The 14,956-nt window shown below is 53.5% G+C and carries 10 protein-coding genes; 1 reads left to right on the top strand and 9 read right to left on the bottom strand.

Annotated elements, in window-relative coordinates; all coding sequences use genetic code 11:
• Nucleotides 1-23: 23 nt before the first annotated feature.
• The 3 genes from Q4606_RS08000 to Q4606_RS08010 are packed head-to-tail and all read right to left on the bottom strand — an operon-like array spanning nt 24 to nt 6,564.
• A complete protein-coding gene (locus tag Q4606_RS08000) occupies nt 24-1,094 on the bottom strand; it encodes a hypothetical protein (protein WP_303607196.1) in 1,071 nt (356 codons plus the stop codon).
• Complete coding sequence (locus Q4606_RS08005) at nt 1,091-4,450, bottom strand: toxin VasX (RefSeq protein WP_303607197.1); 3,360 nt, start codon at nt 4,448-4,450, stop codon at nt 1,091-1,093. Before Q4606_RS08005 ends, Q4606_RS08000 begins: the two co-directional genes overlap by 4 nt.
• Entirely contained in the window at nt 4,447-6,564 is a 2,118-nt protein-coding gene (locus Q4606_RS08010) for a type VI secretion system Vgr family protein (RefSeq protein ID WP_303607198.1), read from the bottom strand. Before Q4606_RS08010 ends, Q4606_RS08005 begins: the two co-directional genes overlap by 4 nt.
• 220 nt (nt 6,565-6,784) lie before the next feature.
• On the opposite strand from Q4606_RS08010, the gene Q4606_RS08015 reads away from it, so the two are divergent.
• Nucleotides 6,785-7,810 (top strand): NADP-dependent oxidoreductase, encoded by a 1,026-nt coding sequence (locus Q4606_RS08015; RefSeq protein WP_303593656.1) that lies wholly within the window; start codon nt 6,785-6,787, stop codon nt 7,808-7,810.
• Between the two features lie 28 nt (nt 7,811-7,838).
• Here Q4606_RS08015 and Q4606_RS08020 read toward each other — a convergent pair whose 3' ends face one another.
• The 6 genes from Q4606_RS08020 to Q4606_RS08045 all read right to left on the bottom strand — a co-directional run bounded on the left by Q4606_RS08020 (nt 7,839) and on the right by Q4606_RS08045 (nt 14,896).
• Nucleotides 7,839-8,807 carry an NAD(P)H-quinone oxidoreductase gene (locus Q4606_RS08020; protein WP_303607199.1) on the bottom strand — a complete coding sequence of 323 codons (969 nt, stop codon included), beginning with the start codon at nt 8,805-8,807 and terminating at the stop codon, nt 7,839-7,841.
• A 150-nt stretch (nt 8,808-8,957) separates the two neighbouring features.
• Nucleotides 8,958-10,142: a DUF3524 domain-containing protein gene (locus Q4606_RS08025; protein ID WP_303607200.1), complete on the bottom strand. Its 1,185-nt coding sequence runs from the start codon at nt 10,140-10,142 to the stop codon at nt 8,958-8,960.
• 14 nt (nt 10,143-10,156) lie between these two features.
• On the bottom strand, nt 10,157-11,887 hold the full coding sequence (locus Q4606_RS08030; RefSeq protein ID WP_303607201.1) for a sugar phosphorylase: 1,731 nt from the start codon (nt 11,885-11,887) through the stop codon (nt 10,157-10,159).
• Complete coding sequence (locus tag Q4606_RS08035) at nt 11,884-13,107, bottom strand: glycosyl transferase (RefSeq protein ID WP_303593661.1); 1,224 nt, start codon at nt 13,105-13,107, stop codon at nt 11,884-11,886. The genes Q4606_RS08030 and Q4606_RS08035 overlap by 4 nt, the downstream gene beginning before the upstream one ends.
• Before the next feature lie 20 nt (nt 13,108-13,127).
• The gene (locus Q4606_RS08040) at nt 13,128-13,943 is read right to left on the bottom strand and encodes a mannosyl-3-phosphoglycerate phosphatase (protein WP_303607202.1); all 816 of its coding nucleotides are present in this window, start codon (nt 13,941-13,943) and stop codon (nt 13,128-13,130) included.
• An 11-nt stretch (nt 13,944-13,954) separates the two neighbouring features.
• Entirely contained in the window at nt 13,955-14,896 is a 942-nt protein-coding gene (locus Q4606_RS08045; RefSeq protein ID WP_303607203.1) for a hypothetical protein, read from the bottom strand.
• Nucleotides 14,897-14,956 lie beyond the last annotated feature (60 nt).

The raw sequence follows: 14,956 nt of genomic DNA on the forward strand, positions 1-14,956 counted from the left end.
GGACTTAAAGCCAGCAGGTATATTCAAATAGGCCAGGCTTCCGCCGGACGCTGTTTTCGATATTCCTCCATGGAAATTTTGCCAAGCTGCGGTGTCAGCCTGCAGCTACGTTTCCCCCAGGGGTACTCCGTTTGCCGCTTCAGCCATTCAGCCCCATCGCCTTGCATCCAGGCTTCCAGATTCAGGTCGCGCCAAAACCGGGGATTTCGTCCCGTGCGCTGATCATGCTCCACGGTTACCGGATCAAGGTGACGGAAGGGTTCTAGCCTTGGCACATCAGGCAAAGGCTGGGACACATCCATGTAGCGTTGGAGCATGTCCCAAAGCGCCATCACTTCTTCTTTCGACGGCTCTACACGGCTCAAGGACGTTTGACTGAATTGCTTACCGGTGTAGCGATGCACGAACATCAGGCGATAAAAGATACCACCCGCTTCGATCACGCGTTCCACATAGGCATCGAACTCTTCAAAGGGGGCCGTCAGTTTCTTGCCCCCCGATACAGCGAAACTCACTTCGCCGGTCTCGCGACTGAAAAAGCTTTCGCCTGCATCCAGGCCTCGATCCAGAAGCTTGGCAAGGAATTTGTCGAAAGGCCTGAGTAGTAGAGCAAAGGCGCCCATGATCCAGGGCATGGTTTTTATGAGGATATATATGGAGCTGGGTATCCAAATAACCACGGCAAGCAGCATTGCCAGCATAAAAACAATATCGGATGTATCAACCACCAGAAGATACAAATAGTAATAAAATAACCATCCCCCCCCAACTAGAACTAATCCGCCCCATATGTAGGGCACTAGTAATAACACAACAGAGAGACCAATGAGTGCCTTTCCATTGAGGAACTGAATCCGTCGCTGATCCCACCAATACTCACCGGATGTAAATGCCTCGGGTTCGCTCTGCTCCTGATGCTGGACGTTACGAACATCCTCACACACACGGTAATAGGGTTCGATTCCTGCGTAATCGCCGACGGGTTGAATATCCTGACCTAGCTGTTTTCTGCTTCTTTCAGGGTTAGGAAGATTCGGAATTTGCCCTGCGCCAGCCTTCTTTTGTTGACTGATATTTTCACGGTTTCCGTTCACAAGGTGACCTCTTTGACGAGCCAATAGGGAACGGGATCATTTTTGAATGGATTGAATTGCTGAAACATCTTATCTGGCAATTCCTCATGACGTGTTGCATCAAACGGCTCGTAATCATCAAGTACCGGCATGGGAAACCTGAAGTCTCCGATCTCACTCTGGATACGTGCCTGCAAGACAACCCTCAAACTAATGGAGCGTTGTTCCCGACGACCAAATGCCTGGGTTTCACCACCAACAAGACCCCGTTCTATCAGAAAATGCACTGCGTGATCTTCCGGCAGGGCAACCCACGTTGTTATCTTTTTCAACGCCGCTTTGCGGGTTATATTAACCTCATCGACTCTGCCAACGGGCGTTTCAATCGTGCTATAAGTGTACTCAAGCTCTTGAACTCCTAATCTCAAGCCTGGTTTTTCACCCTTGGCACTGCTTTCTTTCTGGCTCTTCTGACCAAGTTTAAAACGACTGATCAGAGGGGAAGTCACCGTCACTCGGTAGTCGTTTGCGGATGGGTTGTGATCGGAAAACATTGCCTTTTCAGCATCACTCAAGTCACCGTAACGCTTAGCGGATACAGATATCGGTGAAAACAGGCTAAGCAACTGCGGATAGTAAACCGCATCGTCGTTTGGCAGCCCATCATGGCTTGGACCACGACCCAAGGGCCCTTGTTTTAGCACCCTTTCCATTTCACTGTCGGTGGCAATGGCTGCAAACACACTGCCTCCAACCACGAGCCCGAGTCCCAACAAAGCCCAACCCCAGCCGGGTAGCGCCAGCAGCCCGCTCATCAACTTCGAAACCACAAAAATGCTGCCCCCAGCTACTGCCAGTCCGTGCCCTACCGCAGCATCCAGATCTCCACGGCTTACACTATTACGGTAATCCCAGGCACTAATGCCAACCATCACGCCACCCGCAAAGAAATTAACCAATGACATAGAGCGCACAATGGTACCCGCTCCAACATGCAAAAGTCGTTTCTGGATAAGCGGGCCAAATATTGGCAGGGATTTTATTTCAAAGAGTGGTCGGAGTATTACTTTTGAAACCAGTTTACTGTCCGCCGGGGAGCTAACAATGTGAAGCTTCATCAATGCAGCGGAAAGATCTAATCCCGCACTCAGAAACCTGGCAATAGAATAATTAACTTCGCCAGACCTTAACTGTCTTAGCATCCGAATTTCGGAAACAAGGTTAAATACAGCCAACCCCACCAAAACCCGAGACAATCCCGGCCCATCAGCAATGGCCTTCGCCTTATTCGCCCAATCAAATTTGAATGCACTGAATTTAAGCGCCTCAGGGTGATCGACGGGCAACACAAATACCCAAGTATGAGCTGCAGCCTTCACAGCGGCTTCGCCGATCTCATCAACCAGTCGCGCCGGACTGGTAGACGCCACCGTTTGGCCTGCCGCGTTTGCCCTATCCGCGAACAAATAGTCATTGCGCCTTGTTAGCGCTTCGCTTTGGAGGTCTGCATCGGTCAAGCCAAAAGAGAGCCCTTTCCCATGCAGACCCACGATACTGTATCGGTTGAGATCTACGGACCCTCGGCGCATTACTCGCAATTCGCCACCCAGGTTGGGGTCTGCTATATCGGCCACTTCTGCTACAGACGTAAAAACTCGATCCAGCTTTATAGCTGTCAGGTCACCACTTTCACGCAACTGCTCGGCAGCTTTCAGAACAGCGCCACTCCACCCTCCCAGCGCAGTTTGAATCATTCCTCCAACGGTTCCCGCTGCACTGCTGGGGACTGGTGACCCGTTATTGCCATTGGCGATGGAATCGCTGTCGTCCTGTGGCAGTTGCTGTGCCAAAGCACCGATGGAAGAAAGGCCTACTTCATTCAGGTGGTCTTCCGTGAGGGTATCTTGCGTCCGGGCCAATTCCTTTAATTGAGTCAGCATGGAGGAGAGTTCATTGTTTACGCTCGCGCCTCCTGCCAAAGCCTCTATAAGAAGACTCTTGTCCAAACCCAGCTTTAGCAATCGTGGCACGATGGTCGGCGATTCCAGACCATTGGCACTCAGCACCCCGGGTATTTGCTGAGTCAGATCGAGCAGGGTCGCATGAAGAGAAAAAGCTTCACAAGGCCCAAGGCCCTTCTGATGAAGGTAATCTCCCCAGGTCACATCAAGCTCGCTGCTATCAAGTAATGCTTCCAGCGCTTGCATGTGAACCGTCATTTTTTCAAGCACCGCCCGGCGCTCGGAGTGCTCCAGAATTTTGTGGAGTTTCTCCTGATCCACGGCCGCTCGCAGCGCCCTAACGTCGTTACTGGCTGTCGGTGTTTTTGGGTCAAACAAAGCCTGCCGTATCAACATGGCCGAATGAATCAAAGGCTTGTCTTTTATCGATACATCAATGGCATCAAGATAATGCAAAGCCAACTGTAACTGAGCTAAAGAATGTCGCAGATTGAACAGCGGGTCCGGCAAAGCAACACAGGCCAGCCCTCGTTGTCCTCTCAGTCCAGCCAATCGGTCTTCTTCGGGATCACAACGGATGTCGAGCTCAACAGGTTCTTCATCCGCTTCTTGCACCTCCCGTAGCCGGGCTGTTAGCTTTGCGCAGAGCTCTGCGTCAGATGGCTTTTCGAATGTAGGGATGAAATCCCTGGGGTTCTCCAGCATCAGCTCAACACCCAGATCCCTTGTGCGGAGTTCTGGTACATCTTCCACCCTGGATGCCGGAAATCCGGTCTGGAATCTAAGGCCCTCCACGGTAGTCACGGCCCAGGCGTGCCCTATGCCTGTCGTGCGGGTATTTCTGGCCTTTTCGTCTGCTTCCAGCTTCTGAATATATCCCCAATCCCACTGCACTTCGCTGTAAGCCATGCGGATATCATGCATTACCGCTTGCCCCTGTAGAAAAACCGGAACAAGCACATCATCAAGCCATTCACCTTCCGCTGGCCTTACTATCCGCAACTGGCTTTCCGGGGTATCTACAGCTTTCCGAACGGTAGCCAGATCCACATCACTCACCTTCGAATCAGCCCCGATCTCCAGTTCACGCCAAAGCCTGTTCCGGCGATAGATATACAAATAACCCGGCCGAAGCATTGCTACGCCCTTGCCCTGAAAAACCGGAGCACCACCGGTGGAGACGGGCAATGCGCTTTCAGTTTCCGCCAAAGGTTTAATTCTTATCAGAGTATTCTCCTGGTGCTCTTCCTGTTCAATATTTGATCGGGCACTTTTCAGGAGAGGGATAGTGATCTGCCCACCCTCACGCTTGTTTACTGTGAGAACCAGATCGTGAGGATTGCTGTCATCGTATTCTGCTTTGCGCCGAATTGAGCGATCTTTGGGCTCGTCTGCAAAAGCTACGGAATCCGTCATAGCCCATCTCCGTCTGAAGACTCTTTGATGACATCAACGGAACCCCTGCTAGCATTCCCCCCAATCACATCAACAATCAGCTTTCGGTCAGTAATTGGCAGCTCCTCCATAAGAAGCGCATCTGCAAGAGCACTTGTGCGAGCATTGACATTCCCATGAGTGGCTGCCGACGAAGAAACGGACGGGGCGCCATCTAACCGGTTTGGCAAATCTGCGAGTTCAGGGCTCGCGCCACTTCCACTACCGGCGCTCCCGCCCGAATTAATCTTTATCCCCGGCCCACTCAGGGTTACCCCACTGGGGTCCAGTTTGATAAAGCTGCCGCCACCGGCAATGGTGAGTTCGACGCCGGCATCCAGCACTACTTTGGCTCCGGCCTTGTGGTGAATCTCATCGCCGGCCTCGCACAAGGTGGCGCGGCCGGACTTTTGATGGAACGTGCCACCAATGGTCTGGCTGCAATCGGCTCCGATGAACTGGCGTTTTTCGCCATCTATGGTGTTGTGATCGTTGCGCTTTACGTGGGTGAAGCGGCCAGTGCCAACCGTCAGATGACTATCATTGTTGATAACTTCCGTGCGATTGTTTTCGATAAGCAGGTCCAGGTCTTTCTGAGCGTGGATGTAAATCTGTTCCTTATCGGCTTCGTCTTCAAACCGCAATTCGTTGCTGCCCTCACCCTTGTGAGTCTGGGTTTTCAGGGTAGTGCGGGTTTTGTGTTCTGGCAGCGCGTAGGGCGGCATGTTGGCAGCGTGGTAGGTTCGCCCGGTGATGATGGGCTGGTCCGGGTCGCCGTCGAGAAAGGAAACGATGACCTCGTTGCCGATCCTGGGTAACGCCATAAAGCCATATCGCCCGCCGGCCCATCCCTGACTGACTCGCAGCCAGGCACTGCTGTGCTCATCATATTGACTGTATCTGTCCCAGGGAAACCTTACCTTTACCCGGCCATATTCATCGCAGTGAATTTCTTCTCCTACTGGGCCGGTCACGATGGCAATTTGCGGGCCGTCCATCAGTGGGCGATGGGTGGGCTTGGGCCGCCATGTTTTGTCGGCGGGCACGGCACCGAAGGTGTTGTGATAGGTGGTCGGTTCACAACCACCCTCTTCTTCCATGGCCTGTGGCTGTTTGCCCGTGTGAGTAACGGCCGTGAGCAGCCAGTCCAGGTTCAGGCTGGGGCTGTCGTGCTCGGTCAGGGCGACTTTGGCGCCGCAGGTGAAATCTGCACGATTGCTTTCTCCGAAGGCCGTGCTGGCATCGTTCCTGAGAGCGTCGAGGCGGGATTCGGTATACGGCTGGCCGGTGGCGTCCGCTTTGAACCGGCCCGGGTAATCGAAGTGCTGATAGTCATGGCGTTGGTTCGCACTCACGCCCTGTTCGTGCAGCAAGTCGTACGCGGGGTTTTTGAAGGTGTAATCTTTCAGGGCGACGGAGCCAGCCCGAACTCGCTCTTCATAGCGGAAACGGAATACCACAGGTTGGTGGGTGCTCCCACCAGCTTTGCCGTTGTATTCGGCGCCCCTAAGGCGAGGTGCATCACCATGGTGGTCAGCAAAGATCAGGCCCGGCTGCTCGTTTCCGCCGACGCTGCTGTGTTGGTAGCGGTAATGCCAGCCCTCTTCTGCAGCCAACCGCTCAAGGAACGCCAGATCGCTTTCCCGATGCTGGACGCAGTATTCCCGTTCCCGTGGTGCGAGCTTGAGGTCAAACACCGAATCCAGGATGCCCCGCTCTGCCAGGAGGGTGCTCAAGATCGTCTTCGTAGTTTGGGTCTGGAAGATGCGACTGTTGTGCATTAACCCTGAACGCCACATCGGCGGCTGGATAATCACTTCATAACGGGTGCGACGATAGCCGGAATCACCCAGGGCAAACTCGTTTACCACGCCTGTGAAACGGCGAAGGGGCACGCCATCCTGCCAGAACAACAGGTCCACTGGCTGCTCCAGAACCTCGGACGCATCAATAGCAGGATCAGTACTGGTCAGCTCAAGGCGGCCATAAAAAAGCTCGGATAGCCGCTCAGTCAGCGTAAAGCCTACAACGGAAAATAAATCAGAGGGGAGTTCGCCAACACGGGCGGTAAACTGCAGTCCGCTTGCCTGGGGCATATCTTCGTTCCCTGAAGATTGGAGTATTAATCATGCTCTTCCTGAGCCAGCGTTCAATTATAACCCTCAGATTCCGTAATGGAACCCCACTGTAAAGACGCACAGCTAACATGAGAGGTTGACCACAAGACCAATCTGCTTCACGCTAATCTGGTTTCGTTATGCAACCCAAGGAGCAGAATGGCTCCTAACGACCTCACTACAGATAGGGAGGAACACCATGAGCAACTATCAAAACCGCGCCATTGTTCTGAAGAAACGCCCCAACGGCGAAATCCAGGAAGGCGATCTGGTTATGGAAGAACGGCCTGTACGGGAGCCGGAAGAGGGCGAAGTCGTTGCACAGATTTTATGGCTGTCGCTGGATCCGTATATGCGCCCGCGCATGAATGATGCCAAAGGGTATATGGACCCTATCGCCATTGGTGACCCCATCACCGGCGAAAGTGTCGCGCGAGTAGTAGAGTCCCGCTCAGACAAGCTGAAAGTCGGCGATCTGGTAACGTGCTATTCCGGATGGCAGGAATACGTAACCTTCCCTGCAGATGCGCCGATGGTTTATAAAATCCACCAAAAAGAAGGCGTTCCCCTTCAGACATATCTTGGCGTTGCCGGCATGCCAGGCCGCACCGGATACTGTGGCCTTACCTACGTGGGCAAGCCCAAAGCGGGCGAAACCGTTGTGGTCTCCGCGGCGTCCGGCCCAGTGGGTACCGTTGTTGGCCAAACCGCCAAAACGAACGGCTGCCGCGTGGTCGGTGTTGCCGGCGGCCCGGAAAAATGCAGTTATGTGGTAGATGAGCTCGGATTTGATGCCTGCGTGGATTACAAGGCAGGGAATCTGGAAGCCGACCTGAAAGCAGCCTGCCCCGACGGGATCGACATCTACTATGAAAACGTGGGTGGCGACGTTACCAGGGCCGTTGCTCCGTTACTGAACGCAGGCGCACGGGTACCCATTTGCGGTTATGTCTCGGCTTACAATGCAAAGAGCACAGAAAAAGTGGAGACTCCGTTCGATATTCTCAAGCGCCTCGACCCGGTTCCAGAGCATCGTTTTTTCCTGGTAACCGAGTGGCAGGATAAGCACCAGGAGATTACCGACATCCTTACAAGCCGCATTGCTTCAGGTCAGATCAAATACCGGGAAACGGTTGCTGAAGGCCTCGAAAACGCAGTTGAGGCCTTCAAGGGCATGCTGAAGGGGAAGAACTTCGGTAAGCAACTGGTACATATCGCCGACTAAGACAAATTAACGCTTAATGCCGGGAAGGTTATTCTCCTATATTCAGGAGCACCTTCCCGGTGTTTCTATTGGCTGCCACATGCGCCATAGCGTCTTCAACTCGCTCGATGGGCCAGATGCTGTCAATCAGAGGCTCTATCTGCCCTGCCACCAGCAAAGGCCATACATTGCGATACAGCGCCTGCATAACACGCCCTTTATCCTCTACTGAGCGGGATCTCAGTGTAGAGCCAATCAAACGATGGCGCTTCATCAACATGAGCCCCAGATCAACTTCCGCAAAGCGACCTCCCATTAGGCCGATCAGATTGATTCTTCCATCGGCACTCAGAACTTTCTGGTTCTCTTTGATGTAACTTCCACCAACCGGGTCCAGCACCATATCGACGCCGCCCCACTTTTTAACCGCCTCTACAAAAGAACCGTGTTTACGATTCCAGGTACCCGTTGCACCCAGCTTTCGGCACACATCAAGCTTTTCCTCATCTCCAGCTGTCGCAAATACCGGGTTACCAAACGCTGTGGCAATCTGGATGACAGTGGTGCCCAAACCACTGGCCGCTGCATGCAAAAGCACTCTCTCACCGGGCTTAAGATCCGCTTCCTGGTATAGGTTCAGCCAGGCCGTCGCAAAAACCTCAGGAAGAGCCGCTGCTTTTTCCAACGAGAACCCCTTTGGAACCGGAAGTACCTGAACGGCAGGAACAACAACCCTGGTCGCGTAACCGCCCCCCGTGAGCAATGCACACACGTCATCGCCGGGCTTGAAAGTTGTCACGGCTTCGCCAACCCTGGCAATGCGGCCGCTCACTTCCAGCCCAAGAATGTTCGACGCACCTGGAGGTGGGGGATATACACCAGCCCGTTGCGAAAGATCTGCACGATTAACCGCAGTCCAGACAACATCAATCTCTACGGAATCTGCCGGCAATTCCTCAAAGCCCGCGCAGGTTTCCCATACCAGGGCGTCACCGTCTATCTTGATTGCTTTCATCATGTATCAAATCTCGGCGCTTTCGAGTATCCAGTCATGAAGCGAGTGACCGGTCAGGAATATCCCGTCAGGATACCCCATGTAGCTGGAACGATGTAATGAGTATGTTTTCACAATCCTGTAACCACCCGAACCTCCCACTCAGCCCTGGAATCAGGCGCTGCCTGTAATTGTTTTTGCCAGCAAAGCCTTGTATTTCGGCATCAATGCGCCTCCACTGAAACGCTGCACATCCGGCACGGTTAATCGTTTCGGGCCAGTGCCCGCAGCCTGGTTTTCAATCAGCGCCGCTGCGTAGGCTGCCTCGGCGGGAATGTCGTCACCACAGTCCGGATACAAATATTCCGGTGCAAATAACTCGGGATAGACTTCCCTTTCCGGGGCAATGGGGACACAACCAGCGGCTACCGCCTCAAGCACCGCCAGCCCTTGAAACTCATGCAACGCGGTCGAAAGAATGACGTCTGCACTCCCTAACCACCCGTAATATTGAGTGCGGCTTGACGCGTATCCGAATTGAACCAGCCGGTGGGAAAACTGCTCCCGGATTGATGCCAGTGCTTCGGGTATTTTTCGGAAGCTCTCTCCAAGGATGCACACCTGAAAGTTCACAGCCCTGCGGTCAAGTTCCTGTAGAATCGCGAGCAGCCGATCAGGGCCCTTGTCATATTCCCAGCGGGCTGCCCATAAGATCCTCAGCGGTGAAGAACAAAGCCTGGGTTGGTGATCATTGCCCCATAAATGCTCGCCCGGTTCAGGGTACCGGCGCCCTGCCTCTGCCTCGTTGATAAACGCGTGATCATCGATAGGGACGGGCAAGACACAGGACTTCCCAGTAAGGCGTTCAAGTGTTCCCTGCGGAATGCCATCGGGCAGGCGGCGGAAAAGTTTTTGGATGCCGTTAAGAAAGCTACGCTGATTCCACTCGCTGTTGAACACAACGGCATCTGCGGCAATAGCGCTGTAAAGGTTTACCATTTGGGGGTCGACACTGCTGTGCTGATCATCAGATGCCGGATAGGCAAACTGATTTTCATGCATATAGAGAAGCGCCGGCGTCGCGGCCAGGTTCGGGTGAAATCCCCGGATCGACGCCAGGTCGACCATCGATGTTACAAGCAGGAGGTCCCAGGCTTCCTTCAACAAGGGTTCGTTCAACCAGGTAAGCGCGTTACCCCGGATTCGCCAGCGAAAAAACCTCGGAGACAAAGAAAGCACATGCCACTCGAATTCCGGCTGGCTGTGTACCACCTGCTCTCTCCAGCGGCGATGGCTGCCAGCGTCGTAGGCAGAGAGCAGGAGTATTCTGGGTTTTCGGAAGGAAGGCGTGTTGAGCATCCGGGCATTCTGCCCTACTCCCGATTAGACAACCAGACGCTTTGGTAGGGCTTGAGGGTAATACAGCCTGAGAGATCGTCAATCGTCGCACCCGCAATAAGATCAACCCAATGATCAGTACCGATAAGGTTGATGTCACTCAAGGCCACCTGCTGCACCTCGTCGCTGATATTGTGAATGCAGAAAATAGACTGATCCCGGCGCATACTCTGACGCCAGAAACCAAACAACTGCAGCCCCAGGTGCAGGGTGAACTGGGTCGCATTGGGGTGGAAGGCCGGCTGCCTGCGGCGAATGGCAATGAGGCGCTTTAGTTCGTGGTAAGCCTTGCTGTGATGACTCAAAGGGTTATCCAGTGCCTGCTTCAGATCTGCAAGCTGCCACTGGCTGCGATTAATGGAACGCAGGCGCCCGGTGTGTTCAACCCGTTCAGTATCATTTTCGGTTGCCAGCAGGCTGTGCAGGTAAAAGGCAGGAATTCCTTCAAGTGCGAGCATCACCGTGTGGGCGCAAATGAACCGCTGCAGTTGCCAGTGGTCCGCGCCGTTCCCTGCGGTGCCCTTCAATGCATCATAAAGGGCGATATTGATTTCATAGGGCTGATCCCGGCCATCCGCTGTCCGCCGATAGGAAACCTTGCCCCCGAACGAGTCCATGGTGTTGATCAACCGCTGCTTTTCCTCTTCACTCAGCAAGCCGTCCGTAGGGCGCATTCCTATGCCATCATGGGAGGCTATGAAATTGAGGTAAGTGGTGCCCATCTGGGCAGGCGGCATACTCATCAGCCAGGTTTTGAGGTGCTTGCAGTCACCTGTAACCAAGGTGTTGATCAGGAGTGGCGGCAGCGAGAAATTGTAGACCGCATGAGCTTCGTTGGCGTTGCCGAAGTATGTGAGATTCTCACGGTTTGGTACGTTCGTTTCGGTTATGATCACAGCATCCGGGCTGTGGTGCTCAATCAACAAGCGCAAAATCTTGATCAGCTCATGGGTCTGCTGCAAGTGAATGCAGGCAGTACCTGGCTCTTTCCAGAGGAACGCCACGGCATCCAGCCGGAAGATCAAAACGCCGCGCTCAAGGTAATAACGGATGATAGCCGCAAACTCGATCAGAACCCTGGGGTTGGCAAAATTGAGGTCGACCTGATCCTCACTGAAAGTGCACCAGACATAGCGTTCACCATCGTCCGTCTGGACCGGCGTCAGTAGCGGTGAGGTGCGAGGTCTCACCACTGCGCTCAAATCGTCCCGCGGATTACCCTCGTAAAAATAGTCTTTGCCTGGATCAATCCGCTTCTTGAAATTTTCAAACCACCGGCTGCGGGCTGACATATGGTTGATCACCAGGTCCGCCATGAGCTTGAAGTCCTTCGCGATGTTTTCAATATCGTCCCAGCCTCCGTGGGATTCATTAACCGCGAGATAGTCCATGACCGAAAAGCCGTCATCGGAACTGTAAGGAAAAAAAGGCAGGATATGCACGCCCGAAATGGTGTCAGACAAACACCGATTCAAAAACTGATGCAAGGTCGCCAACGGCTTTTCGTCAGCTTGCTGCACCGTATCTGCATAGGTAATCAGAATTATATCCGACTCACTCCAATGATTCTGGTGTGCAGGTGGCGCCGGCTGATCCGGGCTCAGACCCAGCGTAGCGAGCAACTCCTCTGCGAGAAAATTGCAATCCAGTGCCGGATAGACCACTTCAAGCATGCTGAGGAGTTTTGCCTTAAGCGGATGGCTCATGGTCGGTATTCCTCATTATCCAGTTCCACCGCCTCAAGCAACTGCTGCTTGATATCAGGAATCGCACTGGTGACCCTGTTCCAACTCGGAATGAAGGGCGTATCCATTGGATTATCAAGAAAGTAAGCACCTGCGCTCATTACATTCTGGGCGAACAGTTCAACGGCTTTCTCTTCCTTATGCCGATCAAACTCTAGCCCGTTGATGATCGCATCGTTCTGATAAGTCTCCACAAAATCCAGAGCGATACGGAAATAAGTCGCCTTGATGGTCCGGAATTTCTCGCTTGAGAATATCTCACCATTCGTTGCCAGTTTTCTGAACAACGCCTTGGAAATATCCACGCTCATCTTGGAAAGACCCTGGTTGGCATCCTCCGGTGAGAGGTCCTGGTGCTTATGATCATAAACATCCGCAATATCTACTTGGCAGAGCCTGTTAGTGGCATAGTTCCGCTTCATTTCCGATAGCACGCCAATTTCCAATCCCCAGTCACTGGGGATGCGAAGATCATTAATCACATCGGTGCGGAAGGAAAACTCTCCTGCCAGGGGATAGCGGTAACTGTCGAGATAATCCAGAAAATCGCTCGGGCCACATACCTTTTTCATGGCGCGAATCAACGGAGTGACCAGCAGCCGACTGACACGCCCGTTCATCTTTCCATCTGCCACTCGGGCGTAGTAACCCTTGCAGAACATATAATTAAAGTTGGGGTTAGCCACCGGATAAATCAGGCGGGCCACCAGATCCCGCGAATAGGTAAGAATGTCACAATCGTGCAGTGCGACTGATTCACTCACACCAGAGGCCAGGACATAGCCGAAGCAGTACCAGACGTTGCGGCCCTTCCCCATTTCCGTGGGTGCCAACCCCTGCTCCCGAAGCTTTAGATCAATGGCACGAAGGCGCGGTCCATCGTTCCAGAGTACTTTGAAGTTTTGCGGGAGCCCGGAGAAATATTCAAGCGCATGGCGGTATTGCGCTTCATTAGCCCGGTCCAGACCGATGATAATCTCATCCAGATAAGGCACCTTCGTGAGTTCCTGCACAATGTGCTTTAGTGCCGGCCCCTCCAGTTCGGAGTAGAGCGACGGCAGCACAAGTGACATGGGCCGGGTCTCGCGAAAGGTCATCAGTTCGGCTTCCAGATCTTCCACTGGTCGGCGAACAAGGTTGTGCAGTGTGGTTACAATGCCATTCTGGTAAAAGTCGCCCATGGCGATGCTCCTTTGCAGTACTAGTATCCGTACTCAAACAGGAGATTGAGTACACACTCATTCCAGCCCGCCGGGCCGGGTTTGAGAGAGCGCATGGCGTGTTTTTCCGAGGGCAGCTGCACCTCACTGCTGTTCACCCCGCGGATGACGACCGGAATGTCTGCTTCCTCCAGCATTTGCTGGTCGTTGGGGCTGTCCCCCAACGCAATAGCCGTCACTCGCTGGTTGCCATAACGCTCCAGGTATAGTTCTCTATATTTGTTTAGCAAAAAGCGGGCCCCATCGGCTTTATCAAAGATTCCCATTGCGTGATAAAACCGACCACCTTTGACCAGGCGCAGGTTTTCAGTACCCAGCGCGGCTTCAAAACGTATCCGTTCTTCTTCGCTCCCCTGCCAAACCAATGGCTCGGTTCCCAGACGCTCACGGGCGCGGGCGGCTGAAGGTGAATCCAGCCCCGTGAGCTGCGCCAGTTCGTCATCAGCCATATCCGCAAAGCCCCGAAAGCGTGCACCGCTGTCCCTTTGCGCAGTGAGCACCTTCAGCACCTCTTCCCGGGACGCACCAAAATGCACAATCTGCTCACTATCATTCCCGAACGTGTCCGGCGGAATAACCACGGCTGCACTGTTTTCGACGATGAAAGGGTCGGTGTTTCCAAGTTGCTGCCGCAATACCCGGATTTCCGCAGCGGTTTTACTTGAGTTCAGGATCAGCGGAATACCCGCCTCCGCGACCCGCTCCAGCGCCGGCAATGCCTGCTGCCAACGATAGTTTTCATGGTTGAGTAAGGTTCCATCCAGATCTGAAAATATGACCAGGCGTGACTTGGGCATGGGAACCTCCTTTAAGATTGAGCCTGGAAACAAGGGCGACTCAGGGAATGATCATTGGAGACCTCAATCAGCACATCCGCGCGACCTGGCAGTTCCTTAAGGCAGGATCGGGTCACCCGCTCATAGTGCATGATGAAGCGGGCCACCTCCTCATCGCTCATGATGCGCAAATCCTGCGCAGTTTGTGCCGGGCCGCCCTCATTTGGTGCACGGCCTGTTTTCTCTGCCAACTTATGCTCCTGCAGTGTGCGCCATTCCAACACCCGGGACATTGACGGCGCTTTAAGCATAATCAGGCTATCCAACTCGCCAAAAAACGCTTGATACTCGCCCTTGAGACACTGATTTACATACCTGCGCCAAATGCCCAAAGGGTCCTCCTCCGCTTCCAGTGTATTGAGGGGTGCCGCCAGAGCCTTGTCGTCTTCAGGTAAAGCTCCGAGACACCAGCCTTCAATCAAAACCACCTCTGCCCTGCCCTCAAAAACTGGCCATTCGTTCGGGGGCACGCGGTCGTCACGTGATTTGTCAAAGGCCGGGATACGGGTGTGGTCGCACGGTCCTGCCGTTCGAAGCTGATCAATAATATGCTCGCCAAGTTCTACGTCGTGCGTTCCCGGCACCCCTCGGGTTATAAACAAAGGATGCACGCGCTCAGCGAGTGCCCGCCGCTCCTCTCTGGTAAGGTAAAGATCGTCCAGTGAAATGCTTACGGTCGGGTATTGATAGTGATCGTAAAGTAGCTTGCTCAGAAACAACGCCAAAGTGGATTTTCCAGTGCCCTGAGCACCGTGAATCCCCACAACAACGGTTCTGTTCTTTGCGTTCCTTAACGAGACAATATGCTCTATCAGAGGCAGGATGGTCTGTTCTACGGTAGCCGCGTAATTTTGAGGAAGCCCCTCTTTCTCAATCAGGACATCAATAGTTATTCTAAGCTCAGTGTCAGACACGTTAGGTTCCCGTCTTTTCTGGATCGGTTAATCAACTATTCGATAGATCAGCAGAATTCA

It is taken from the genome of Marinobacter sp. 1_MG-2023, assembly GCF_030549045.1.
Lineage (GTDB): Bacteria > Pseudomonadota > Gammaproteobacteria > Pseudomonadales > Oleiphilaceae > Marinobacter.

What these genes read in the sequence shown, in the direction of transcription:
- Q4606_RS08005 (WP_303607197.1), bottom strand. Translation starts at nt 4,450, where the DNA reads ATGACGGATTCCGTAGCTTTTGCAGACGAGCCCAAAGATCGCTCAATT.
- Q4606_RS08010 (WP_303607198.1), bottom strand. Translation starts at nt 6,564, where the DNA reads ATGCCCCAGGCAAGCGGACTGCAGTTTACCGCCCGTGTTGGCGAACTC.
- Q4606_RS08015 (WP_303593656.1), top strand. Translation starts at nt 6,785, where the DNA reads ATGAGCAACTATCAAAACCGCGCCATTGTTCTGAAGAAACGCCCCAAC.
- Q4606_RS08020 (WP_303607199.1), bottom strand. Translation starts at nt 8,807, where the DNA reads ATGATGAAAGCAATCAAGATAGACGGTGACGCCCTGGTATGGGAAACC.
- Q4606_RS08025 (WP_303607200.1), bottom strand. Translation starts at nt 10,142, where the DNA reads ATGCTCAACACGCCTTCCTTCCGAAAACCCAGAATACTCCTGCTCTCT.
- Q4606_RS08030 (WP_303607201.1), bottom strand. Translation starts at nt 11,887, where the DNA reads ATGAGCCATCCGCTTAAGGCAAAACTCCTCAGCATGCTTGAAGTGGTC.
- Q4606_RS08035 (WP_303593661.1), bottom strand. Translation starts at nt 13,107, where the DNA reads ATGGGCGACTTTTACCAGAATGGCATTGTAACCACACTGCACAACCTT.
- Q4606_RS08040 (WP_303607202.1), bottom strand. Translation starts at nt 13,943, where the DNA reads ATGCCCAAGTCACGCCTGGTCATATTTTCAGATCTGGATGGAACCTTA.